General features: G+C 69.5%; 24 protein-coding genes. 21 read left to right on the top strand and 3 right to left on the bottom strand.

The window, feature by feature from the left end; all coding sequences use genetic code 11:
- Positions 1-23: 23 nt before the first annotated feature.
- The gene (locus LTT61_RS04685; protein WP_233018698.1) at positions 24-389 is read right to left on the bottom strand and encodes an STAS domain-containing protein; all 366 of its coding nucleotides are present in this window, start codon (positions 387-389) and stop codon (positions 24-26) included.
- 130 nt (positions 390-519) lie between these two features.
- On the opposite strand from LTT61_RS04685, the gene LTT61_RS04680 reads away from it, so the two are divergent.
- The 12 genes from LTT61_RS04680 (at position 520) to LTT61_RS04625 (ending at position 10,452) form a co-directional block, all read left to right on the top strand.
- Positions 520-933, top strand: a complete 414-nt coding sequence (locus LTT61_RS04680) for an ATP-binding protein (RefSeq protein WP_233018697.1) — start codon at positions 520-522, stop codon at positions 931-933.
- 121 nt (positions 934-1,054) lie between these two features.
- Entirely contained in the window at positions 1,055-1,873 is an 819-nt protein-coding gene (locus LTT61_RS04675) for an ABC transporter permease (RefSeq protein WP_233018696.1), read from the top strand.
- Positions 1,873-2,736 (top strand): ABC transporter permease, encoded by an 864-nt coding sequence (locus LTT61_RS04670; RefSeq protein WP_233018695.1) that lies wholly within the window; start codon positions 1,873-1,875, stop codon positions 2,734-2,736. The genes LTT61_RS04675 and LTT61_RS04670 overlap by 1 nt, the downstream gene beginning before the upstream one ends.
- A 4-nt stretch (positions 2,737-2,740) precedes the next feature.
- Positions 2,741-3,781, top strand: coding sequence for a hypothetical protein (locus tag LTT61_RS04665; RefSeq protein ID WP_233018694.1), 1,041 nt, complete (start codon positions 2,741-2,743; stop codon positions 3,779-3,781).
- Positions 3,781-4,776, top strand: a complete 996-nt coding sequence (locus LTT61_RS04660; RefSeq protein ID WP_233018693.1) for an MlaD family protein — start codon at positions 3,781-3,783, stop codon at positions 4,774-4,776. The genes LTT61_RS04665 and LTT61_RS04660 overlap by 1 nt, the downstream gene beginning before the upstream one ends.
- Positions 4,764-5,759 (top strand): MlaD family protein, encoded by a 996-nt coding sequence (locus LTT61_RS04655; protein WP_233018692.1) that lies wholly within the window; start codon positions 4,764-4,766, stop codon positions 5,757-5,759. The genes LTT61_RS04660 and LTT61_RS04655 overlap by 13 nt, the downstream gene beginning before the upstream one ends.
- The gene (locus LTT61_RS04650) at positions 5,753-6,853 is read left to right on the top strand and encodes an MlaD family protein (protein WP_233018691.1); all 1,101 of its coding nucleotides are present in this window, start codon (positions 5,753-5,755) and stop codon (positions 6,851-6,853) included. The genes LTT61_RS04655 and LTT61_RS04650 overlap by 7 nt, the downstream gene beginning before the upstream one ends.
- Positions 6,850-7,893: an MlaD family protein gene (locus tag LTT61_RS04645; RefSeq protein WP_233018690.1), complete on the top strand. Its 1,044-nt coding sequence runs from the start codon at positions 6,850-6,852 to the stop codon at positions 7,891-7,893. Before LTT61_RS04650 ends, LTT61_RS04645 begins: the two co-directional genes overlap by 4 nt.
- On the top strand, positions 7,890-8,846 hold the full coding sequence (locus tag LTT61_RS04640) for an MlaD family protein (RefSeq protein ID WP_233018689.1): 957 nt from the start codon (positions 7,890-7,892) through the stop codon (positions 8,844-8,846). The genes LTT61_RS04645 and LTT61_RS04640 overlap by 4 nt, the downstream gene beginning before the upstream one ends.
- Positions 8,847-8,866: 20 nt before the next feature.
- Complete coding sequence (locus LTT61_RS04635) at positions 8,867-9,436, top strand: hypothetical protein (RefSeq protein WP_233018688.1); 570 nt, start codon at positions 8,867-8,869, stop codon at positions 9,434-9,436.
- A complete protein-coding gene (locus LTT61_RS04630) occupies positions 9,433-9,621 on the top strand; it encodes a ferredoxin (RefSeq protein WP_233018687.1) in 189 nt (62 codons plus the stop codon). The genes LTT61_RS04635 and LTT61_RS04630 overlap by 4 nt, the downstream gene beginning before the upstream one ends.
- Positions 9,622-9,690: 69 nt before the next feature.
- A complete protein-coding gene (locus LTT61_RS04625) occupies positions 9,691-10,452 on the top strand; it encodes a crotonase/enoyl-CoA hydratase family protein (RefSeq protein ID WP_233018686.1) in 762 nt (253 codons plus the stop codon).
- A 12-nt stretch (positions 10,453-10,464) separates the two neighbouring features.
- Here the strand turns inward: LTT61_RS04625 and LTT61_RS04620 are convergent, their stop codons facing one another.
- The gene (locus LTT61_RS04620; RefSeq protein ID WP_233018685.1) at positions 10,465-11,166 is read right to left on the bottom strand and encodes an ArsR/SmtB family transcription factor; all 702 of its coding nucleotides are present in this window, start codon (positions 11,164-11,166) and stop codon (positions 10,465-10,467) included.
- 66 nt (positions 11,167-11,232) lie between these two features.
- Between LTT61_RS04620 and LTT61_RS04615 the strand changes: the two genes are divergently transcribed.
- The 9 genes from LTT61_RS04615 (at position 11,233) to LTT61_RS04575 (ending at position 20,033) form a co-directional block, all read left to right on the top strand.
- Positions 11,233-11,751 carry a MaoC family dehydratase gene (locus tag LTT61_RS04615; protein ID WP_233018684.1) on the top strand — a complete coding sequence of 173 codons (519 nt, stop codon included), beginning with the start codon at positions 11,233-11,235 and terminating at the stop codon, positions 11,749-11,751.
- Positions 11,752-11,854: 103 nt separating this feature from the next.
- Positions 11,855-12,169, top strand: coding sequence for a hypothetical protein (locus tag LTT61_RS04610; protein ID WP_233018683.1), 315 nt, complete (start codon positions 11,855-11,857; stop codon positions 12,167-12,169).
- 16 nt (positions 12,170-12,185) lie between these two features.
- Positions 12,186-12,884 (top strand): SDR family NAD(P)-dependent oxidoreductase, encoded by a 699-nt coding sequence (locus LTT61_RS04605; RefSeq protein ID WP_233018682.1) that lies wholly within the window; start codon positions 12,186-12,188, stop codon positions 12,882-12,884.
- Entirely contained in the window at positions 12,785-14,251 is a 1,467-nt protein-coding gene (locus tag LTT61_RS04600) for a class I adenylate-forming enzyme family protein (protein WP_233018681.1), read from the top strand. Before LTT61_RS04605 ends, LTT61_RS04600 begins: the two co-directional genes overlap by 100 nt.
- 62 nt (positions 14,252-14,313) lie before the next feature.
- Positions 14,314-14,901 (top strand): DapH/DapD/GlmU-related protein, encoded by a 588-nt coding sequence (locus tag LTT61_RS04595; RefSeq protein ID WP_233018680.1) that lies wholly within the window; start codon positions 14,314-14,316, stop codon positions 14,899-14,901.
- Positions 14,898-16,613 carry a chloramphenicol-biosynthetic FADH2-dependent halogenase CmlS gene (cmlS, locus tag LTT61_RS04590; RefSeq protein ID WP_233018679.1) on the top strand — a complete coding sequence of 572 codons (1,716 nt, stop codon included), beginning with the start codon at positions 14,898-14,900 and terminating at the stop codon, positions 16,611-16,613. The genes LTT61_RS04595 and cmlS overlap by 4 nt, the downstream gene beginning before the upstream one ends.
- Positions 16,614-16,670: 57 nt before the next feature.
- Positions 16,671-17,906: a cation:proton antiporter gene (locus tag LTT61_RS04585; protein ID WP_233018678.1), complete on the top strand. Its 1,236-nt coding sequence runs from the start codon at positions 16,671-16,673 to the stop codon at positions 17,904-17,906.
- A gap of 42 nt (positions 17,907-17,948) precedes the next feature.
- A complete protein-coding gene (locus LTT61_RS04580; RefSeq protein ID WP_233018677.1) occupies positions 17,949-18,755 on the top strand; it encodes an alpha/beta fold hydrolase in 807 nt (268 codons plus the stop codon).
- Between the two features lie 15 nt (positions 18,756-18,770).
- Positions 18,771-20,033: an MFS transporter gene (locus LTT61_RS04575; RefSeq protein WP_233018676.1), complete on the top strand. Its 1,263-nt coding sequence runs from the start codon at positions 18,771-18,773 to the stop codon at positions 20,031-20,033.
- Here the strand turns inward: LTT61_RS04575 and LTT61_RS04570 are convergent.
- A complete protein-coding gene (locus tag LTT61_RS04570; protein WP_233018675.1) occupies positions 20,008-21,528 on the bottom strand; it encodes a helix-turn-helix transcriptional regulator in 1,521 nt (506 codons plus the stop codon). The two genes, LTT61_RS04575 and LTT61_RS04570, sit on opposite strands and share 26 nt — an antisense overlap.
- Positions 21,529-21,770: the final 242 nt, after the last annotated feature.

Genomic DNA, 21,770 nt, shown 5'->3' with positions numbered 1-21,770 from the left:
TACACAGCCACCGCGTGATCCGGCTAACCGGCGAGCGCGGCCGCCAGATCGTCGTAGACGTCGAGCACCCGGTCCAGCCCGGTGACGCCGAGCGGGCGGCGCACCGCCGCCGAGGCGACGACCCGCAGCCGGGCGCGGTGGTGCAGGTCGACCAGCACCTCCAGCCCGGAGGAGTCGAAGAAGTCGATGCGCGAGAGGTCGAGCACCGTCGGGATTCCCGATGTGCGCTGCGCCGCGTCCAGCGCCTCCCTGAGCCGTACCGCCGTCACCATGTCCACCTCGCCCGCGGCCGTGACCACCACGGCGGTGTCGCGCGCTTCGGTCGCGATCTCGAATCCGGACCACTGCTGCCCCATGCCGTCCAAGCCCTTCCGCCGTGGTCCCTGCACCGATTTGTCGCAGGGTTACCCAGTACCCGGCTGCTCTATCGGCGCTGGTAGCGGCGTCACACCGGCGGCAGCGGCGGGCAGGTGTGATCCCGGCCCGGGCGGGTACGCCCTGGAACGACGAGGAGGAAGCATGATCGGAACCGAGGGAGACCAGGCCGCGCTGCGGATCGAGTTCCCGGCTGCCGCCGAGGAGTTGCCCGCGGTGCGCAGCAGGCTGCGCGGCTGGCTGGCAGGCGCGGTGGCCGACCAGGACCGCGCCTACGACCTGCTTCTCGCCGTGGGGGAGGCGTGCACCAACTCCGTCGAGCACGGCCACCGCGGCGACCGCGGCCCGGTCCGACTGGTCGCGGAGCTGCGCCGGGGCGAGGTCCGGGTCACCGTCACCGACAGCGGGCGCTGGATCCCGCGCGCGCGGATTCGTGCATCGAAGGCGACCCAGCTACGCGGTCGCGGCCTGGCGCTCATGCGTGAGCTGACCACGTACACCCGCCTCACCATCCTCGACTCCGGGACCACCGTCGAGCTCTGCGCTCCGGCCGCCTGAAATATTCTTTCCGACACCGTAAACCGACCTTTCGATTGCGCTCCATCACCTCTCCGTAGTAACTTCTGGACAAGTGTCTGGTCTATAGTTCGGATCAGTGTCCCGGTACGACGGAGGGTCGATGGCGTCCAATGCGACGGTGCTGCGCCGCAACTTCTCCGGAACCGTGCTGTCCAGCCTGGCCACGCTCGGGCGGGGGCTGCGGATCGGCACCTCGGCGGTGCGGATCGGCACCGCCGACGCCGCCCGGCTGCGCTTCCAGGTGCGCGAGAGCCTGGCCCAGGCCTGGTTCCTGATCAGCGTCACCGCGGTGCCCGCCGTGCTCATGGCCATCCCGTTCGGGGTGATCCTCTCCGCGCAGGTCGGCAATATCGTCTCCCAGCTCGGCGCCGACACCATGATCGGCGCGGCGGGCGGGCTCGGGGTGATCAAGCAGGGCGCGCCGATGGCGGCGGCCATGCTGCTCGGCGGCGCAGGCGCCGCGGCCATCGCCGCCGACCTCGGCGCGCGCACCGTCCGCGAGGAGGTCGACGCGCTGCGCGTGATGGGCGTCGATCCGGTGCAGCGCCTGGTGGTTCCGCGGATCGCGGCCATGCTGGTGGTGGCGCCGCTGCTGAACATCCTGATCATCGTGGTCGGCATCGCCGCCGGTTTCGTGGTCGCGGTCGCCGCGCTCGACGTCACCCCGGGCAGCTACTGGGAGTCCTTCGGCTCCTTCACCACGACCGCCGACATCTGGGTCTCGCTGGTGAAGTCCATGATCTTCGGTTTCCTGGTGGTCGTCATCGCGTGTCAGCGCGGGCTGGAGGCCAAGGGCGGGCCGCGCGGGGTGGCCGACGGGGTGAACGCGGCGGTGGTGATGTCGGTGGCGGCGGTGGCGGTGCTCAACATGGTGATCACCCAGGTGGTCACCATGTTCATGCCGGTCAGGATGGCGTGATGACGGCCGCCCCGTACGCCCCGCCCGGGCTGAGGCGGCTGAGCCGGATGGCGCACGGGGTGCGCCCGCTGCGGCCGATCGACGAACTCGGCTTCGCGCTCGGCTTCGCCTGGCAGGTGCTCGCCTCGGTGCCGTACACGCTGGTGCACTACCGGCGCCAGACCGTCGCGGTGATCACCGACATGACCTGGGGGCGCGGCTCGGTCATCATCGGCGGCGGCGTCGTCCCGCTCATGCTGCTGCTCGGCGCCTCGATGGGCGCCTCCATCGGTATCGAGGCCTACAGCGCGCTGAACCTGCTCTCGCTGGGCCAGCTCTCCGGCCTCATCTCCGCGTTCGGCATCACCCGCGAGCTGGCGCCGATCGCCGCCGGGGTGGGGTTCGCCGCGCAGGCGGGCTGCCGGATGACCGCCGAGATCGGCTCCATGCGGATCTCCGAGGAGATCGACGCGCTGGAATCGCTCGGCATCCGCTCGGTGCCGTTCGTGGTGACCACCCGGGTGATCGCCGGGATCGTCGCGGTGGCACCGGCCTTCGTCGTCGCGCTGATCCTGAGCTACCTCTCCTGCGAGCTCGTCGTCACCGTCGTGCACGGCACCCCGTCGGGCACCTACGACCACTACTTCGACCAGTTCGTGCTGAGCTGGGACGTGGTCGCCGCGACGATCAAGGTGATGATCTTCGCCGTCGCCGTCGTGCTGATCCACAGCTACCAGGGCTACTTCGCCACCGGCGGGCCGGAGGGCGTCGGCATCGGCTCCGGCCGGGCCATCCGGGCGAGCCTGGTCTCAATCATCGCCCTGGACATGGTCGCCACCATTCTGCTCTGGGGCTTCCAGTCCCCGATCTCGTTCACCGGATGATGTGATGCCTGCTTATACGTTGTCCGGCACCGAGGTCGGACCCCGCCGCGCCCGCGCCATCGGGCTCGGCACCGTCGCGCTCGCCGTCGTGCTGCTGCTCGGCTGGCGGCTGGTCCCGGAGAGCCGGGCCGCCGACGAGATCCGGGTGGGGCTGGTGACCGGCGCGGTCGGCGCGGGCGTCGAGCCGGGCACCGACGTCCGGCTGGACGGCGTGCGGATCGGCTCGGTGCTGGCCATCGACACCGCCGGACCCGGCCGCAAGACCGTCGAGCTGGCGCTCTCCGGCTCCCGGCTCTTCGGCCTCACCGATGCGGTGAGCCTGGAGTACGCCCCGGACAACCTCTTCGGGATCACCGCACTGCAACTGCGGTCGAACCCGGGCGGCTCCGCGCTCACCGACGGCGCCACCGTCGACCTGACCGGGCCGGAGTCGAGCCGGGTGCGCGACGCCACCCTCGCCGCGCTGCTGAAATCGACCGGCATGCTGACCGACTCGGTCCTCACCCCGGAGCTGGCGCGGCTCATCGGCACGCTCTCCCGCGACGTCGGCGCCTTCACCCCGCTGCTGCAGGCCATCGGCGCCACCGTCCGCGCCTACGTGGAGACCCGCGAGCTCCCGCCGTCGCTCCTGCTCGCGCGGTACGGCTCCGCGCTGGCCGGGCTGCCGCCGATGCTCACCGGCGGGCTCGACGTGCTGAACGCCGCCTACAGCAACGAGTACTTCCGCACCCCGGAGAACCTCGCGCGGTTCGAGGAGATGTTCGGCGGCATCGACCACCAGCTGCTCCCGGTGGTCACCCAGACCTTCACCACCGCCCGCCCGCACTTCGAGGGGCTGCTCCCGATCGCCACCACCGTGCTGAACCAGATCCCGCGGACCGTCGGCGACCCGGACGCCACCGGCGCCCGGCTCACCGAACTGCTCGACCGGCTGGCCCGCGCCTTCCGGGCGGGCCCGGACGGGCCGGTGCTGACCGTCGAGGTCGAGCTGGCCGTGGTCCCCGGGCTGGCCGGGCCGCTGGCGGCGCTCGTGGCGGGCCGCTGATGAGCACGCGGGCGCTGCTGCTGCGCGTCGCCGCCGCCGTCGCGGTGATGGTGCTCGCCCTGGTGGGGGTGTTCCAGCTGGTGGAGCGGCCGGTCGAGGGCGAGACGGCCACCTTCACCGCGCTCTTCACCGACGCCAACGGCCTGCGCGTCGGCGACGACGTGCGGATCTACGGCGTGCAGGTCGGCAAGGTCGAGCGGCTGGAGCTGGACGGCACGCTGGCCAGGGCCGGGTTCACCGTGCAGCGCGCGCACCCGGTCTTCACCGGCTCCACCGTCGCCATCCGCTACCAGAACCTGACCGGCTTCCGGTACCTGGAGATCGTGCAGCCGGAGCGCCCCACCGCCGAACGGGACCCGGGCACCGAGTTCACCACCGCGCAGACCGTGCCCGCCTTCGACATCACCACGCTGTTCAACGGATTGCAGCCGGTGCTGGCCCAGCTCTCGCCCGGCGAGCTGAACCGGTTCACCGAGAGCCTGCTCGCGGTGCTGCAGGGCAACGGCTCCGGCCTCGGCCCCGCGCTGGACGCCATCGACCGGCTCAGCCGCTACGCCACCGACCGCCAGGCGGTGCTCTCCATCCTGGTCGGCAACCTCTCCCGGATGGCCGATACGCTCGGCGGCCGCTCCGGCAACGCCGTCCAGCTGCTCACCAACCTGACCAACCTCTTCACCGCCATCGGCCAGAAACTGCCGGGGCTGGTCGACTTCTCGCTGGCGATCCCGCCGGTCATCCAGCCCATCCGCGACATCCTCACGGTCCTCGGCATCACCGGCGAACCCGGCCGCGACCTGGATGCCGCACTGCGCCGGGCCTTCCCGGACCCGGCGACCGCCACCGAGGTCTTCGACCGGCTGCCGGGGCTGATCCAGGCCATGGCCGCCGCCGTGCCCGCCGCGGGCCCGGAGTCCTGCTCACAGGGCGCGGCCACCGCGCCCGCACCGCTGCAGGTGCTGATCGCCGGGCAGGGGGTGCTGCTGTGCCGTTCCTGAAACGCGGCCGCGATCCGCAGCGGAAACCCGACGAACACGGCACCGACCTGCGCTGGGGCATCACCGGGCTCTGTCTCTCGGCGCTGCTGGTCACCGGGGTCGGCGTGGTCTACGTCCGCGGCACCGACGCCACCCGCACCTACAGCGCCGACATCGCGCAGGCCGGCTCGATCCGGGAGGGCGACGACGTGCGGCTGGCAGGCATCCCGGTCGGCGAGGTGCGCTCGCTGACCCTGCTGCCGGACCGGGTGCGGATGACCTTCACCGTGGACGACGAGGTCTTCGTCGGCGACGGCACCGCGCTCGGGGTCCGGATGCTCACCGTGGTCGGCGGCTACTACCTCGCGCTGGAGCCGGCGGGCAGCGAGCCGCTCGGCGACCGGGTGATCCCGCGCGAGCGAGTCCTGCTGCCCTACAACCTGACCGCGGTCTTCGAGGCCGCCATCGCCCCGGTCCGTGCGGTCGACGGCGGGCTGCTGCGACAGAACCTGGCGACGCTGGCCGGGTCGATCGACGGCAGCCCGGAGGCGGTGCGCTCCGCCGTCCGCGCCGTCGGCGACCTGGTCGGGATCATGGATCAGCAGAACGCCGACATCTCCCGTGCCCTCACCGTCGCCGACGAATACCTGACCGCCCTGAACGGGAGCTCCGATGTGCTGGTGCAGCTGGTGAACAACCTGGGCACGCTGGAATCCATCGTCACCACCTACAAGACCGAGATCGCGCAGGCGCTGAACGACCTCACCGCGGTCCTGCACGGCCTGTCCCCGCTGGGGCGGATGTGGGACGAGACCTGGGCCGCGCAGGCCCGCTCGCTCACCGAGGCGATGCCGAAGCTTGACCAGCTCGGCGGCCGGATGGGCGAGCTGCTCGACGCGCTGCACGCGCTGAGCGACCGGCTGCGCCCGCTGCTGCCGCCCGGCGGCGGGGTCGCGCTCGACCACTCGGGCGTCTGCGTGCCGGTGCGGGGAGCGGGATGCTGACCCGCGTCCTCGGCTCCCGCGGCTTCATGTCGGTCGCGGTGCTGCTCACCCTGGTTCTGGTCGCCGTCGCCGGGTTCGCGCTGCTGCGCCCGGCCCCGGAGACCCGCGGCTACTGCGCCGACATGCCGGACAGCATCGGGCTCTACGAGGGCAGCGCCGTCACCGTCTACGGCGTCCGGGTCGGCGAGGTCACCGGGATCGAACCGCTCGGCAACGCCGCCCGGGTGCGCTTCACCGTGCGCGCGGACCGCAAACTGCCGGCGGACGTCGGCGCGGTCACCGTCAACGACACCGTGCTCGCCGACCGCAAGCTCGAGCTCGTCGGCCCCGAACCCGATGGGCCCGGCCGTAACCCGGCCGCCTGCATCAGCAGGGCGCTCACCCCGCAGAGCCTTTCGCGCACCTTCGACGCGCTCGCCGGCCTCGCCGACCAGCTCAACGGTGTCGACGACCCCGCGCAGCGCGGCGCGCTCGGCGCCGGGCTGGACGGCCTCGACGCCGCCACCGCGGGCACCGGCGCCGAGCTCAACACCCTGCTCGGCGAGCTGGCCCGCGCACTGAACTCCCCGCAGGCCGCCATCGACCACATCGGAGCGCTCATCGACGCGCTCACCGCCCTGGTGCACCGGGCCCGCAACGGCTGGGCCACGGTCGAGAACGTGGTCACCGAGCTGCCGCCGACCTTCACCGACATCGTGACCATCGCCTTCCCGCCCATCATCCAGCTCGTCGACGACCTGGCCTCGGTGCTGCCGCAGCTCAACGACGTCGTCCGGCTCTTCGTCACCCCCGCCGTGCGCAGTCTGAACCAGATCCCGGACCTGCCCGCGCTGCTCGCCGCCGGGGTCGGCTCACTGGCCGGGCTGCTCGAGCGGACGCCGGCCATCGCCACCGGCTTCGCGAGTGCGGCCGACCCGGTCACCGGCCGCACCGAGATCGGCTACGCGCCAACGGCGCTCGCCCTCCCGGCGGCGGAGACCGCGCAGATCTGCGCGGGGCTGCTCGCGCTCGGGCAGCCCTGCCCGGTCGCGGCCTCGGGGGCGATCCGGGTGCCGATCCCGGCGCTGCTGCTCGGGGCGGTGAGCGCCCGATGAAGCGGCTGCTGCTCGCGGTGGGCACCGTGCTGGTACTGGCCGGCTGCTCCTTCCGCCCCGCCGAGCTGCCGGTGCCCGGCGCCGGTGTGGACGGCCCCACCTACCCGCTGCGCATCGAGTTCGGCAATGTGCTCAACCTGCCGACCGGCGCCAAGGTGATCGCCGACGGCGTTCGGGTCGGCGAACTCACCGGCGTCACCGTGGTCGACGCCGGAACCGGAAGCGCGCGGCCGGGTTTCGTGATCGCCGACATCGAGGTCCGCGACGCCGTGCGGTTGCCGCTCGGCACCAGGGCGGAGCTGCGCCAGGAGACCCCGCTCGGCGACGTGCACATCGCGCTCACCGAACCCGCCGCGCCCGCCGCGGGCAGGCTGGAACCCGGCGGCACCATCCCGCTCGCCGACACCACCCAGCCCCCGCTGATCGAGGACATCCTGGCCGCGCTCTCGGTCTTCATCGGCAGCGGCGCCGTCACCGACCTCCAGGGCCTGGTGCGCACCATGAACGGGGTGCTCCCCGCCGACCCGCGCGACACCGCCCGGCTCGCCGAGACCGTCGGCGCCGACCTCACCGACCTCGCGGTGAACGCGGAGGCGCTCGACGGCGTGCTGCACGGACTCGAGGCCGTTGTCCAGCAGGGCGTGCTGGACAACGCCCCCGTCATCTCCGAGCTGCTCACCCCCTACGGCGTGCAGCAGACCACCGACGCCATGAACGCCCAGATCGGGGTGATCTTCGTGCTCACCTCGCTCGGCCCGGTCGGCCCGAGCACCGCCTGGCTGGGCCCGCTGCTCGCCGCGCTGGAGGACACGGTGCGCGCGGTGGTTCCGGTGCTCTTCGGCGCCGCCCCGCTCGACACCACCGCGCCCTCGAACCTGAAGAAGCTCACCGACCTTCTCCAGACCAAGGTGATCCCGTACACCGAACACGGCCCGAAGCTGGACCTGACCAAGGTGACGGTCGGCTCCTCCGGAATGTCCCCGGAGGAGCAGACCGGCCGCATCGTCGACACCCTGCGCATGATCGGAGCGGTCCGGTGAACGTCCGCGGCATCACCTCGCTCGGCGCCATCGCCGCGGTGCTGGTCTTCGGCGTCGCCTACATGGGTATCGGCGTGCTGCACCTGGACCCGCGGCGCGACCACATCCGGGTCACCCTGCACCTGGAGAACTCCGGCGGGCTCGGCCCCGGCGCGCCGGTGCTGCTGCACGGCATCCAGGTCGGGCGCACCGAGGAGGTGCGCACGGAGCCGTCCGGGGTGCTGGTCCGGCTCGCCATCGACGACCGCTACCGCATCCCGGTGGCGGGCGAGGTGCGCATCGAACAGCTCTCCGCGCTCGGCGAGCCCTACGTCGGCTTCGCCCCCGACTCCGACACCGGGCCGTATCTCGCCGACGGGCAGCAGGTTCCGGCCGACCGGGTGCAGCTGCCGACCACCATCACCGCGCTCTCCACCCGCATGGTCGAGCTGCTGAACCAGATCCGGCCGGAGACCATGGCGAGTCTCGTCGGCACCTTCGACCAGGCGCTCGACGGCACCGACGCCGCCGTGCAGACCCTGCAGCGCTCGACGACGCTGCTGGCGGCGACGCTGCTCGGCCGCTCCGCGCAGCTGCGGCAGCTCTTCGCCGACCTGCAGGCGCTCGGCGGCGACATCGACTGGATGGGGCCGTCGCTCGCCGCGGCCGGGCCGCTCTTCGGCGAGTTCGGCGTGACGCTGAGCGCCATCGTGGAGAACGGCTCCGAGCTGGTGCAGGCGCGCCCGCCCGCCGAGTACTTCACCGGCGACGGCGTGCTCCCGTTCCTGGTCGAGGTCGAGGCGCTGCTCGCCCGGATCGGCCCGAGCCTGGCCCCGCTCGGCCCCATGCTGCAACCGGTCGTCGCCGACGCGGTGCGCGGCGCCCCCGCGCTCGATATCGGCGCCCTGCTCGACCAGGCGCTCAACGGCGTCGACCCCGACGGCACCCTGCACTTCCGCATCGGCCTCCGATAGCCCCGGAAAGGACGGACCCCATGAGCACGGAAACCGAGGAGAAGGCACCCGCGCCCGCGCGCACGGTGTCGATCCGGCTCTCCACCGCGCTCACCGCGCTCGCGCTGACCGCCCTGCTGGTGGCGACGGTGACGCTGGCGATCCTCTACGCGGGGGCGCGCGGCACCATCGCCGACAGCGAGGCCCGCGCCGCCGACGAACAGCACGCCGAGCAGGTCGCCGCCGACTACGCGCTCGGCGCCTCCACCATCGACTACCGCGACGTCGACGCGTGGTTCACCCGGTTGAAGACCGGCACGGCTCCCGCGCTCTCGGCCAAGTTCGACGCCACCGCACCGCAGCTGAAGCAGATCCTGCTCCCGCTGCAGTGGAACTCGACCGCCACCCCGCTCTCGGCGGACGTCATCTCCGAATCCGGCGGCATCTACAAGGTCAACGCCTACCTGACCGTGAACTCCACCAGCGTGCAGAACCCGGACGGCGCGGCCACCACCGTCACCTACTCGCTCACCATGGACCGGAACTCCGGCTGGCAGATCACCGAGGTCGGTGGCCTGCAGAACGCCATCCCGGCGGAAGGAACCCGATGAAGATCGTGCTCGATCCCGATCAGTGCGAGGCCAACGGCATCTGCGTCGGGCTGGCCCCCGGGGTCTTCGACCTCGACGACGACGATGTCCTGCACCTCCGCGCGGCCGAGGTACCCGCCGACGATCGCGCCGCGATCGAGGAGGCGGTGGCGCAGTGCCCCAAGGCCGCGCTTCGACTGGAATGAATACTGTAAGGTCAACAATATGAGCCGGGTGACGCAGTCCGACGGTATCCGAAGCCAGTGGAGGTAGACGTGTCCGACGAACTGCTGACCGAGCGGCGTGGCCGCGCGCTGCTGATCACCATCAACCGCCCCGGCGCGCGCAATGCCATCAACCTCGCGGTGGCCAAGGGGCTGGCCGAGGCGATGGACGAGCTGGACGACAGCCCCGAGCTCTCGGTCGCCGTCCTCACCGGCAGCGGCGGCAATTTCAGCGCGGGCATGGACCTGAAGGCGTTCGCGGCGGGGGAGTTCCCCTACATCCCCGGCCGCGGCCTCGGCTTCACCGAGAAACCGCCGGTCAAGCCACTCATCGCCGCGGTCGAGGGGTTCGCGCTGGCCGGCGGCACCGAGCTGGTCCTCGCCACCGACCTGATCGTCGCCTCCCGGACGGCGACCTTCGGGATTCCCGAGGTCAAGCGCGGGCTCGTCGCCGGCAGCGGCGGGTTGCTGCGGCTGCAGCACCGCATCCCGTACCAGAAGGCGCTCGAACTCGCGCTCACCGGCGACTCGTTCACCGCCGAGGAGGGTGCGGGCTTCGGCTTCGTCAACGCGCTCACCGAGCCCGGCGGGGCGCTGGCCGGCGCGCTCGCGCTGGCCGAGCGGATCACCGCGAACGGCCCGATCGCCGTGGCGGTGACCAAGCGGGTCATGGTCGAGTCCGCCGAATGGACCGCGGCCGATCGGTGGCAGAAGCAGATGGAGCTCATCGGCCCGGTCTTCGGCACCAAGGACGCGGCCGAGGGCGCGAAGGCGTTCGCCGAGAAGCGGGCACCGGAGTGGACCGGGACGTAGCCCGGGCCGGCATCAGGAGGCGGCGGTCCGGCCGGGCCAGACGCCGATGCCGCCGAGCTGATCGGTGCCGCGCTCGGTGATGGTCAGGGCGCGGTCGCGGGGGCGGCGGCTGAGCCAGCCGTGCTCCAGCATGGCCACCATCAGCGCGGAGCCGAGCCGACCGGCGAGGTGCGGAGTGCGCTCGGTCCAGTCCTGGCAGCCGCGGGCCGCCGGGGCCGAGCCGCGCGGCAGCGCGGTGATGTGCAGCGCGCGCAGCAGCGGATGCTCGAGCGAGCCGATCGCGCTCTGCTCTCCGCACGCGACCGCCCGCACCACCCCCGCGCCGACGAGTTCCGTCGTGATCGCGACGGCCAGTCGCCCGCCCAGGTGGCTGTAGCAGGCCCGCGCGATCTGCAGGCGGCTGCCGGTTCCGGCCTGGCGCAGGCTCTCCACCGGCAGCAGCGGCGACACCAGTGCCAGCGCTTCGATCGCGCTCGCCACCTCGGCCGAGGACAGGGTGTGCAGCCGCCGCCGCCCGGCCACCGTGACCGTCACCAGCCGGGAATCCACGAGCCGGCGCAGGTGGGCGCTCGCGGCGGACGCCGACACCCCGGCACACCGGGCCAGATCGGACGCGGTGTGCGCCTGTCCGTCCATCATCCGCAGCAGCATCGCGGCCCGCGCCGGGTCCGAGATCACCCGCCCGGTCGTCGCCAGATCATAGTCGGCATACACCCTCGCAAGGATATGCGGTGAATTGTTCACCGGGGGCTGAAGTATCTCGGTGGGACCATGTCGATCATGACCGACACCGAGTCCGCTGTCCGTTCCCTGCTCGATACCGACTTCTCCACACCGATTACCGACCGGTGGTTCGAGGACTATGTTCCAGGCGCCACCTTCGAGTACGGCTATCGGACGGTTACCGAAAGGGAAATCCTCGATTTCGCGGCGGAGTTCGATCCGCAGCCGTTTCATGTCGATGCCGGATCCGCCGCCGCAGGCCCCTTCGGCGGCCTGATCGCGAGCGGGTGGCATTCCGGCAGCATATTGATGCGAATCTACGCGGACCACTACCTGTCGCGGGTGGCGAGCCTCGCCTCTCCCGGAATAGACGAACTGCGCTGGGCCAATCCGCTGCGCCCGGGTGACTCGGTACGGCTGCGCGCCACGGTGAGCGAATCCCGGCGATCGCGCAGTAAACCCGACCGGGGGCTCGTGAGTACTCGCGCGGAGCTGCTGAAACACGATGGAAGCAGCGTGGTCGACCTCGTCTTCATGAATATTATCCGCTGCCGTCCGCGCTACCCGAACGAGTAGCTACCGGAATGTGTGGCTTCTCGGTCGTCGCGGTGGGCGTATATCGTTCTCGGCAGTCCGGTTGAATTATCGGGCAACAAGATGAGAGGTCGGGAGGAAAATCATGAAGGACCGGCTCGTCGAACTAGTCCGAAAGACGTTCGAAGAAATAAACGAAGCGCGCAGCGAGAAGATTCCGCTCGATTCGATCATGGATATCGGCCTGTACGGCGAGACCGGGCTGTTCGACTCGATGCATCTGGTCAGCTTCCTGACATTGCTGGAGGAATATGTGGAGGACGAGCTCTCCACGGAGATATCGCTGACGTCGGAGAAGGCTGTCTCCCGGCGCGTCAGCCCGTTCTCCAGCGTGGCCGCTCTGGTCGGTTTCATGGAGGAAGAAATACGGGAGCAGTCCGCGCTTCCGGAATCCGTGTAGGCGTGGGCGAATACCGATGTTCATCTTCATCACCGGAACCAGGACCGGCGTCGGGCGGGCGGTCGCGAACCATCTGCTCGCGCGCGGCCATCAGGTCGCCGGATGCAGCAGGAAGCCGTCGGCGATCGAGCACGAGAACTACCGCCACTACGAGGTGGATTTGACGGAGGCGGCTCAGGTCCGGCGGATGTTCTCGGCGATGCGGCGCGAGTACGGAAGCCTGGACGGGCTCATCAACAATGCCGGGATCTCGAACATGAATCACTTCATGATGACGCCGGAGATTGTTGCGAGAAACATATTCGACGTCAACTTCTTCGCTGTGCTGAATTGTTGCCGGGAAGCGACGAAACTGCTCCAGCGCAGCACCGAGCCCGCCCCGTCCATCGTGAACATCTCCACGGCGGCGGTGCCGTGGGCACTCGACGGTCAGCTGGTCTATTCCGCGAGTAAGAGTGCGATCCAGCAGTTGACCCGGGTGATGAGCAAGGAACTCGCGGAGTACGGGATCAGGGTGAACGGGCTCGGGCTCCCCCCTGTCCGCACGGTCCTGACCCGCACCGTTCCGAAGGAAAAAATAGACGAGCTGATCCGCCGGCAGGCCATCAACCGGATGTGCAGTGTGGACGACATCTACGGCCCGGTCGAATTCCTGATCACGCCGCAGTCGTCGTTCGTCACCGGCGAGACACTATTTCTGGGCGGAGTGAACTGATGGAGAGCCGACTGACCGAGAGGCTCCGGCTGCTCGGCGAGCGCACCGCGGTCGTCGAACGCGGTCGCCGATACTCCTATCTCGATCTGCTGGAGGAGATCGAGAAGATCGGCGCCGCGCTGGACGCGCATGGCGTCGCGCGGCACGACGTCGTGGTCCTGAACGCGGATTTCTCGTTCACCTCGATCGCGGCGCTGCTCGCGCTCTCCGCGAACAAGAACGTCGTGGTGCCCATCGTGCATCCGACAGCGGCCGCGATGGCCACCATCGCCGAGCACTGCCGCCCCGACCATCGGCTCCGGGTCGCCGGGGACATCGAGATCGAGCGGTTCTCCGCGGAGCGGCGCGGCCGGCGGCCTGCCATGTACGAGGCGCTGATCGAGGCGGGAGCCGCGGGGCTGATCCTGCTCAGCAGTGGCAGCACCGGTAAGCCCAAGGCGATCCTGCACGATCTCGACCGCCTCGTCGACGAGCACCTCGGCGCCCGTGCGCGCCTGGGTACGAAGGTGCCGAGCATCCTGGTCTTCCTGCTGTTCGACCACATCGGCGGTATCAACACGGTGCTGGGGGCCGTGCTCGGCGGCAGCCCCGCCGTCGTGCCCGCCGAACGGACACCCGACGCGATCTGTGCGCTGATCCAGGAATACGGCGTACGAGTGCTGCCGACCAGCCCCACGTTTCTCAATCTCATCCTGATCGGCGATTTCCATCGACGGTACGACCTCGGTTCGCTGCGGCTGATCACCTACGGCACCGAACCGATGCCGGACGAGCTGCTCACCCGTTTGAACGACGCGTTTCCCCGGGTGAAATTACTGCAGACGTTCGGCACCAGCGAGACCGGCATCTCCGGAACGGCGAGCGAGTCGTCGAACAGTACCTTCTTCCGGATCACCGGCCCTGACGTGCAGTACCGGATAGTCGACGGGGAATTGCAGCTGAAGAGCCGGACGCAGTTTCTCGGGTACCTCAACAACCCGGACAGTTCGCTCACCGAGGACAACTGGTTCCGAACCGGGGATCTCGTGGAGGAGGCGGGTGACGGCTACCTGCGGATCATCGGCCGGGCGAAGGAGGTGATCAATGTCGGCGGCGAGAAGGTGCTGCCGCTCGAACTGGAGTCGCTGTTGCTGGCGAGCCCGCTGATCGAGGACTGCGTTGTCTACGGACGGGCGAACAGCATCACCGGCCAAGCGGTGTGTGTCGATGTCAAGCCGAGTACGGAGGTGTCCAGAGCGGAATTGCGCAGACACGTGATCGAGTTCCTGGACGGCAAGGTCGACGCGTTCAAGGTGCCTTCCAAGGTGAACATCGTCTCGGAGGTCGCGATATCCGAGCGCTTCAAGAAGAAGAGGAACATCAGCTGATAGATCTGGTACTGATCGGCGCCGGGAAGTTCGCGGAAGAAGTCACCCGGTACGTCGACGATGTGAACGAGAATCGTCCGGAATTCAATGTGGTCGCCTACGTCCGTGCCGGTGACGATGACGAGAATGTTTCCCTACCGCCCACGGCGCGGGTCGAGGCGGCGGGGTACGTTCCCCCAGCGGGGGCGCAGATCGTGATCGCGGTAGCCGATGTGGGGCACCGGTGGATGCTCATCGAGGAGTACGTCCACGGGCACGGTCTTCGTGCCGCCGATATCGTGCACCCCCGTTCGATCGTCGATCGAGCCGCCATCCGCGGGACGGGCAACATCATCGGTCCGTGGTGCTATCTCGGCGCCGGGGCGGTCGTCGGGAGTTTCAACGTCATCAACTACCACTGCACGATCGGGCATCATTCGCGGGTGGGGTCGAACAACTTTCTCGCGCCCGATTTCAACTGTGGGAACAGCGTCACGATCGGTGATCGCAATTTTTTCGGAATCAGTTGCACCGTCGCCCCCGGGGTGACCGTCGGTGACAGCTGCATTTTTCAGGCAGGGCTGGCAGTTTTCGAGGATCTCGAAAGCGATTATTCCTACTTCTCGCCGCCCCGGATCAAATCGGTGAAGTCGTTGAAGGAGATGAAATGAAGCGAGCGAAGGTTCTCGTCATCGGCGCGGGTCCCGCGGGATGTGTCGCGGCGCTGGCCCTCAACGGGCTCGGGCACGATGTCGAAATATTCGAGAAGTCCGAGTTCCCCCGGTACCGGGTCGGTGAATCCTTCCTCCCGGGGACGCTTTCGATCCTGAATCGGCTGGGGCTGCAGGAGCTGCTGGACGGCGCGGACTTCGTCAAGAAGCCGTCCGCGACTTTTCTCTGGGGGCAGGACCAGGCGCCGTGGACGTTCTCCTTCGCCACACCCAAGACCGCGCCGTGGGTTTTCGACCACGCGATCCAGGTCAAGCGCGAAGAGTTCGACAAGCTCCTGATGGACGAATGCCGCAACCGCGGCGTCGCGGTCCGGGAGAGCACGCTGGTCGAGTCGGTCGACATCGCCGATCCCGGCCGGGTATCCGTGACGGTGCGGGCCGGTGCGGAGTCCGAGACGGTCTCCGGTGACTTCGTGATCGACGCGGGCGGCTCCGGCGGCCCGCTCGCCCGCCAGCTCGACGTGCGCCGGTTCGACGAGTTCTACAAGAACTTCGCCATCTGGTCGTACTTCGAGCGGAAGGACCCGTTCGCCGGCGACCTGAAGGGCACCACCTACTCGATCACCTTCGAGGACGGCTGGGTCTGGATGATCCCCCTGAAGGGCGATATCTACAGCGTCGGGCTCGTCGTCGACCGATCGAAGGTCGGGGAGATGCGCAAGGCCGGCGGCGAACAGTTCTACCGGCAGACGCTCGCCCGGTGTGGCCGCGCCATGGAGATTCTCGGGGACGCCGCACCCATCGAGGAGGTCCGGATCGTGCACGACTGGTCCTACGACTCGGAACTGTTCTCCGCGGGCCGCTTCTTCCTGTGCGGTGATTCCGCCTGCTTCACCGACCCCCTCTTCTCCCAGGGCGTGCACCTCGCCACGCAGTCGGCGGTGTCGGCCGCGGCGGCGATCGACCGGATCGTCCGGCACGAGGACGAGCTCGACGTGGTGCATCGGTGGTACAACCGCACCTACCAGGACACCTACGAGCAGTACCACGAATTCCTCGCCTCCTTCTACACCTTCGCCTCGTTCACCGAGCCCGAGTCGGAGTTCTGGCGGCGGCGCCGGATCGCCGAGTCCGCCGACGAGCGCCTGGATCGGCGGGAGTGGTTCGAGAAGCTGGTGCAGAAGGATCAGGACAGCACCGACTGGGCGATCAGCGACTTCAGGGACCGGGCGTCGACGATGATCGCGATCGGCCGCCATCAGCGGATGGAGCTCAGCGACGAGTTCTCCGACAGCGAGCTGAACAGCGCGCGGGTGCGCTGGATCAGCGAGCTGACCAAACAGCTGCACCGGATCGCTCGGTTCGAGTGGAACGGCGACCAGGTCCTGCTCGCCGACCACTACAAGGTGGACCCCATCGACTTCCGGCTCGAGCCGAAGCGGGTGCTGGCCAACGAGACCGGCCAGGACATGGTCAAGTACGCCGTGGACGAGGCACACCGGCAGATCTTCGCCGACCTGTCCAAGGAGAACTTCGGCTACCGGGAGCTGGTTCGCCGGCTCGGGGACAGCGGGAAACAGGACGTCAGCTCGCAGATCGTCATCCGGCTGATCGAGGCCGGGCTGCTGACCGGGTACGACAGGAACGGGCAGCGGGTCGCCATCCAGGACCGGCTGCGGTTCGACGGTGTCGGCGTCGAGTACGAAGTATGAACCGGTGGCCGGTGCGGCCGCTCGCCGCACCGGCCGACGACCGATCGGAGTCGGGTCGTGGCGAATGAGCCAATTGTCGTGCTGCTGGCCGATCTGGTCCTGATAGCCGTCGTCGCCTGGATATTCGGGCGGGTAGCGCGGCTGTGCGGTCAGCCGGCGGTCATCGGCGAAATCGTGGCCGGTATCGCACTCGGGCCCGCGGTCCTCGGTACCGGGATCTCGGCGGCGGTGTTCCCGGTGGAGGTCCACCGGCCCCTGGAGGCGTTCGCCAGCATCGGGATCGCGGTCTTCATGCTCCAGGTGGGGATGGAGCTGGATCGGCGCGAGTTCGCCGGCAATCGGAGGCTGGTGACCGTCGTCTCCGCGGTCGCCTATGTGACGCCCTTCCTGCTCGGCGTCGTGCTCGCGGTGACGCTGCTGCGCGGGCACGGTGCGGATCGGCCGCTGAGCTTCGCGCTCTTCGTCGGCGCCGCGCTCGCGGTGACCGCGTTCCCGGTGCTGGCCCGGATTCTCGACGACCGCGGCATGGCGGGCACCAGGGTCGGGCAGGTCGCGCTGGCGTCCGCCGCGACGAACGATGTGCTCGCGTGGTCGGTGCTCTGCGTGCTGGCCGGGGCGGTCGGCGCCGATTCGGGGCAGTGGCGCCTGGCGCTGCTGATCCCGCTGTGCGCGGCGCTCTGGCTGGTGCGCGCGGTGCTTCGGCGCGTCGGGACGGCGGCCGATCGGTCGAACACGGTGGTGTGGATCGGCATCCTGGCGGCGCTGCTCAGCAGCGCGGCTACCGAGTGGATGGGGTTGCACCTCATTTTCGGTGCGTTCGCCGTCGGCCTGATCTTTCCCGGGGAGCACCGTGCGCTGCTGCTCGAGCGCACCGCCGTACTGATCAGGCTCTTCATGCCCATCTTCTTCGTGACGGCGGCCTGGAGGCTCGAATTCGATGCGATGGGCGGGGCGAACCTCGTCGATCTCCTGGCGATCGTCGCGGTCGCCATCACGGGGAAATTCGTGCCGACCTACCTCGGAGCCCGGTTCTGCCGGATGAGCGCGAGGGAAGCCGGGATGCTGGCAAGCCTGATGAACGCACGGGGCCTCACCGAGCTGGTCATCCTGGTGGCCGGTGTCTCGCTCGGACTCATCGACCAGCACATGTATTCGATGATGGTCATCGCCGCGGTGGTGACAACGGCGATGACGGCGCCGCTGCTCTCGGTGTTCGGCCGCGGTGGCGGGCCGGAATCCACCCCGCCGAGCCGGGCCACCCGCGAACACGCCGTGCTCGATCGGAAGGCATGACGCCGTCGGGTGTCACGGACAGGAGAATTCGAAGTGGACACGATGGGTATGCACGTTCGGATCGAGGGCGCCGGTGCCGCCATGCTCTTCCTGCACGGCTACGCGGTGGACCATCGCACCTTCACCCCGTGCGAGGAGATCCTGGCGGGCAGCGGCACGTGGCAGCGGATATATCTCGATCTGCCCGGGTTCGGCGCCAGCCCGGCCAACGGAATCGAACCGACCGCCGACGCGATCATCGAGCACGTGGTGGAATTCGTCTCGCGCAATATCGAATCCCCGTTCGCGGTGGTCGGGAATTCCTTCGGCGCGCAGATCGCGCGCCGCCTCGCGGGGCTGTTCGGCGACCGGCTCCTCGGTGCCGCGTTCATCAGCCCCGTTGTCGCCGACCCGCCGGTGGCGCGGCTGCCACCACGGATCGCGCCGCGCCGGAACAAAGAGCTGCGCGACCGGCTCGACCCCATCGACCGGGCACTCTTCGTCGCCAACGCGGTTGATCACAGCTGGGCGAACTGGCTGCGGTTCGAGCGGTGTGTGCTGCCCGGGCTCAAGTCCTACGACCGGGAATTCGGCGAACGCCTGCGTGCGGCGTTCGTTCCGGCCGCCGCGGTTCCGCCGGAGCGCGGAACCGTGCCCGTACCCGCCCTGCTGGTGACCGGACGCCAGGACATGGTGGTGGGGTGGGCCGATCAGCAGAACCTGCTGCAGATCTACACCCGGATGGAGAGCGTGATACTGGACGGCTCCGGCCACAACCCCCACATCGATCGCCCGGAGGCATTCGAACACAGCTTCCGGGAATGGCTGCGGCGGCTCGACAGCGAAGCGGCACGGCAGGTCCCCACCTAGGCTCGACGATCGGAGATGAGAATGGTTCCCCCTGTTCCCGACTGGTTTCGCCCGGCGTTCGCCATGTTCTGTGTGGGCTGGGGAGCGAATCAGTTCACGCCGCTGGCCCTGGTCTACGAGAACGAGACCGGAATATCCGACGCGACCTTCGCGGCGCTGTTCGGGATCTACGCGGCGGGCCTGATCCCCGCCCTGTTCCTGACCGGCTGGCTGGCAGGCGGGCCGGGGCGGCGGCCGGTGCTGCTCTGGACCCTGGCCGTCTCGATCGTCGCCACCATCGTCCTGATGGTCGATCCCGGGCAGATCGGGCTGCTCGCGCTGGGACGGCTGCTGGCGGGCGTCGCCTCCGGTGCGGCCTTCGTCGCGGGGGGCGCGTGGGTGAAGGAACTGTCGGCCGCCGCCCCGGCCGGGGCGGGCGCGCGCCGGGCGGCGATCGCGCTGTCCGGCGGTTTCGGGGCCGGGCCGCTGGTCTCGGGCGCCATCGCGCAGTGGGCGCCGCTGCCGATGGTGCTCGCCTACGGTCCGCACCTGGTGCTGATGGCGGTGGCGCTGGTCCTCGTCCGCGGTTGCCCGGAAGGCGCGCCAGCCGCGGTTCCCGGTACCCGACGGTGGAACCCGCTGCCTGCGCCGGTGCGGACCCGGGCCTTCCTGATCGGCGTAGCTCCCTGGGCGCCATGGGTTTTCGGGGCGGCGACCGTGAGCTTCGTGACGGTGGCGAAGCTCGTGTCCGGTCGGGTGCCGGGGTGGGGGGTGGTGTTCAGCGGTGCCGTCGCCGGGTTGACGCTGCTCACCGGAGTGGTGGTGCAGCCCTTCGCGCGGCGTCTCGGCGCCGGGGGCTATCGATTGCCGGTACTCGGGCTGCTGCTGACCGTGCTCGGATTCGGATCCGCCGCGCTCATCGCCGGGATGCCCGGCTCGGGGCTGCAGCTCCTCCTGGTCGTGCCCACCGCGGTGACACTGGGCTCCGCGTACGGCTTCCTGCTCGTCGCGGGGCTGCTCGCGGTCGAACGACTGGCGGCTCCGGATGAGCTGGCCGGCCTGATCGCCGTCTTCTACGCCCTGATCTACCTCGGATTCACCGCCCCGTACCTGCTGGCTGCGCTGTCCGGGGGAGCTGGGTCCCCGGTGTGGTTGCTGGTTGCCGCCGGGCTCGCGCTGCTGACCATTCCGGCGGCGTCGACGCGGTCCGCCGAGGGGCGGACCCACGCCCCGGCCGACCGGGGCGGTGGCACCCCGGTCCGGTCGGCGGGCCCTACTGCCGGTGGGCCTCCGCGATGAACCGGGCGAGTTCGGCGCGCGAGGAGAGATCGAGCTTCCGGAAGATCTTGCGCAGGTGAAAATTGACGGTGTGCTCCGATACGCCGATCCGGAGCGCCGCTTGGCGGTTCGTCATCCCCTGCCCCACCAGCCCGGCGATGTCCTGTTCGCGATCGGTGAGTTCGGCGAGCCCGTCCGGCCGATGAACGGGCTGTTCATCGGCGGGCGCTTGCCGGGGTGGCTGCCCGGCGGCGGGGCCCGGCCGGGCGGTGCGCACCGCGCGGCTCGGTGCCGGCCAGCCGATCGGCCGGCTCTCCAGCGCCGCGATATCGGCGTCGAGCCGCTGCCGCAGGTAGGGATCGGTGGTCACGTCGGTGAGCGACCGAAGCAGCGTCGCGTCCTCGGTGAACATTCCTCCGGCATGTCTGGCCGCGTGGTCCAGCGCGGCGATGCCGGGGTTGGCGGCGGCCAATCGCTCGGTGAGCGTCACGATGCGGGCGGCCAGATCGGTCCCGCCGCCCCGCATCATGGTGGACACCAACCAGGCCGGGACGGTGGGATCCTCGATGAAGCAGGTGACATCGGTGGTCAGCACAGCCCAGTGCGACCTGGCCAGGGAGACGGCCGCCGCCGCGCCGGCGCGCAGCCGGATCAGGACGATCTCGATGAGCGCCGCGCGCGCCAGCGAATCGGCGAGCAGGTACGGTTCGGGCTGGCCGCGCAGAATATCCAGACAGGTCGATGCCATCTCGATGTCACCGAATCGCAGATATGCGGCGGCCGATATCGACAATGCGCGCGGTACCGCGACGGTCGTCGTCCGGTGTTGCGGTACGCCGACGGCCGCGGTCGCCATCCGCAATGCTCGATCCGTATTGTTTCGCTGTAGCTCCAATGTCGCCCGCAGGGTCATCGGTATCGATGTGAAAGCGTGCATTCCGTAGCTTTCGTATGTGGATTGAATGTCGGCCAGCAGATCCGTGGCGCGGTCGGTGACCCGGATATCGGCCAGTTTCCGGGCGAGCAGAAGCCGGGTGTAGGAACGCCACACCTGGGTCGTGGATTCGGCCAGATTCGCTGCCAGCTGGCTATACCACAATCCGCCGTTCAGATCTCCCGACCGCCATTTGCGAGCGGCCACCGTGCACAGCGCGACCGATCGGGCGGCGGTGTGCGCACCGGCGGCCCGCTGCACGAGCGACACGGCGGTGCGGTACGCGAGCGGCTCGTCGAGCACGGCGCCTACGCTCAGTCGCAGCGCGGCCACCTGGTCGCGAGCCGCCTCGGAGAGCCGCGGGTCCGCGAGCACGGCATCGGCGAGATCCCGGGTCGCGGGGAGATCGCCGCGGATCAGCGCCGCGCTCGCGCGGCGAAGCCGGGACAGATTCTCCGGTCTCATATCCTCGGCCCGGTCCAGCGAGCAGATGAGGTAGAGCGCTGCACCGGCCGAGTTCGGCTGTTCGACGACATTGTCCGCGATGTCCGATTCCGGCGAGGACAGTTCGGGAATGCTCACTAGGGCCTCCATGCCTCTGGTTGGCGAAAGTCGCGGCGATTGCTCATGGCCTTGTAGATGCACGTGCATCCGCGAGGGCAATAAGCGGTAGTGGTCGCGCGGAGAAATCGGTGAGATTTCTCGCGGGAAAACTACATCGAGCGGTACAGATGGAGTCGGTTCCGGCAACGTCACCCGGGCTTCGATGCCTCGAATGAAATATCAAGAGCAACAACAGATTTACATAGGGATTCCGGCTCGTC

The organism is Nocardia asteroides, assembly GCF_021183625.1.
Classification (GTDB): Bacteria; Actinomycetota; Actinomycetes; order Mycobacteriales; family Mycobacteriaceae; genus Nocardia; species Nocardia asteroides_A.
Note: the sequence above shows the minus strand (reverse complement) of the source record. Positions and strands in the feature narration are given on the sequence as shown.

Excerpts from the sequence above, each read along its gene's own strand:
- LTT61_RS04645 (WP_233018690.1), top strand. The coding sequence starts at position 6,850 with ATGAAGCGGCTGCTGCTCGCGGTGGGCACCGTGCTGGTACTGGCCGGC.
- LTT61_RS04630 (WP_233018687.1), top strand. The coding sequence starts at position 9,433 with ATGAAGATCGTGCTCGATCCCGATCAGTGCGAGGCCAACGGCATCTGC.
- LTT61_RS04610 (WP_233018683.1), top strand. The coding sequence starts at position 11,855 with ATGAAGGACCGGCTCGTCGAACTAGTCCGAAAGACGTTCGAAGAAATA.
- LTT61_RS04670 (WP_233018695.1), top strand. The coding sequence starts at position 1,873 with ATGACGGCCGCCCCGTACGCCCCGCCCGGGCTGAGGCGGCTGAGCCGG.
- LTT61_RS04575 (WP_233018676.1), top strand. The coding sequence starts at position 18,771 with ATGAGAATGGTTCCCCCTGTTCCCGACTGGTTTCGCCCGGCGTTCGCC.
- LTT61_RS04675 (WP_233018696.1), top strand. The coding sequence starts at position 1,055 with ATGGCGTCCAATGCGACGGTGCTGCGCCGCAACTTCTCCGGAACCGTG.
- cmlS (WP_233018679.1), top strand. The coding sequence starts at position 14,898 with ATGAAGCGAGCGAAGGTTCTCGTCATCGGCGCGGGTCCCGCGGGATGT.
- LTT61_RS04650 (WP_233018691.1), top strand. The coding sequence starts at position 5,753 with ATGCTGACCCGCGTCCTCGGCTCCCGCGGCTTCATGTCGGTCGCGGTG.
- LTT61_RS04605 (WP_233018682.1), top strand. The coding sequence starts at position 12,186 with ATGTTCATCTTCATCACCGGAACCAGGACCGGCGTCGGGCGGGCGGTC.
- LTT61_RS04580 (WP_233018677.1), top strand. The coding sequence starts at position 17,949 with ATGGGTATGCACGTTCGGATCGAGGGCGCCGGTGCCGCCATGCTCTTC.
- LTT61_RS04665 (WP_233018694.1), top strand. The coding sequence starts at position 2,741 with ATGCCTGCTTATACGTTGTCCGGCACCGAGGTCGGACCCCGCCGCGCC.
- LTT61_RS04635 (WP_233018688.1), top strand. The coding sequence starts at position 8,867 with ATGAGCACGGAAACCGAGGAGAAGGCACCCGCGCCCGCGCGCACGGTG.
- LTT61_RS04660 (WP_233018693.1), top strand. The coding sequence starts at position 3,781 with ATGAGCACGCGGGCGCTGCTGCTGCGCGTCGCCGCCGCCGTCGCGGTG.
- LTT61_RS04615 (WP_233018684.1), top strand. The coding sequence starts at position 11,233 with ATGACCGACACCGAGTCCGCTGTCCGTTCCCTGCTCGATACCGACTTC.
- LTT61_RS04680 (WP_233018697.1), top strand. The coding sequence starts at position 520 with ATGATCGGAACCGAGGGAGACCAGGCCGCGCTGCGGATCGAGTTCCCG.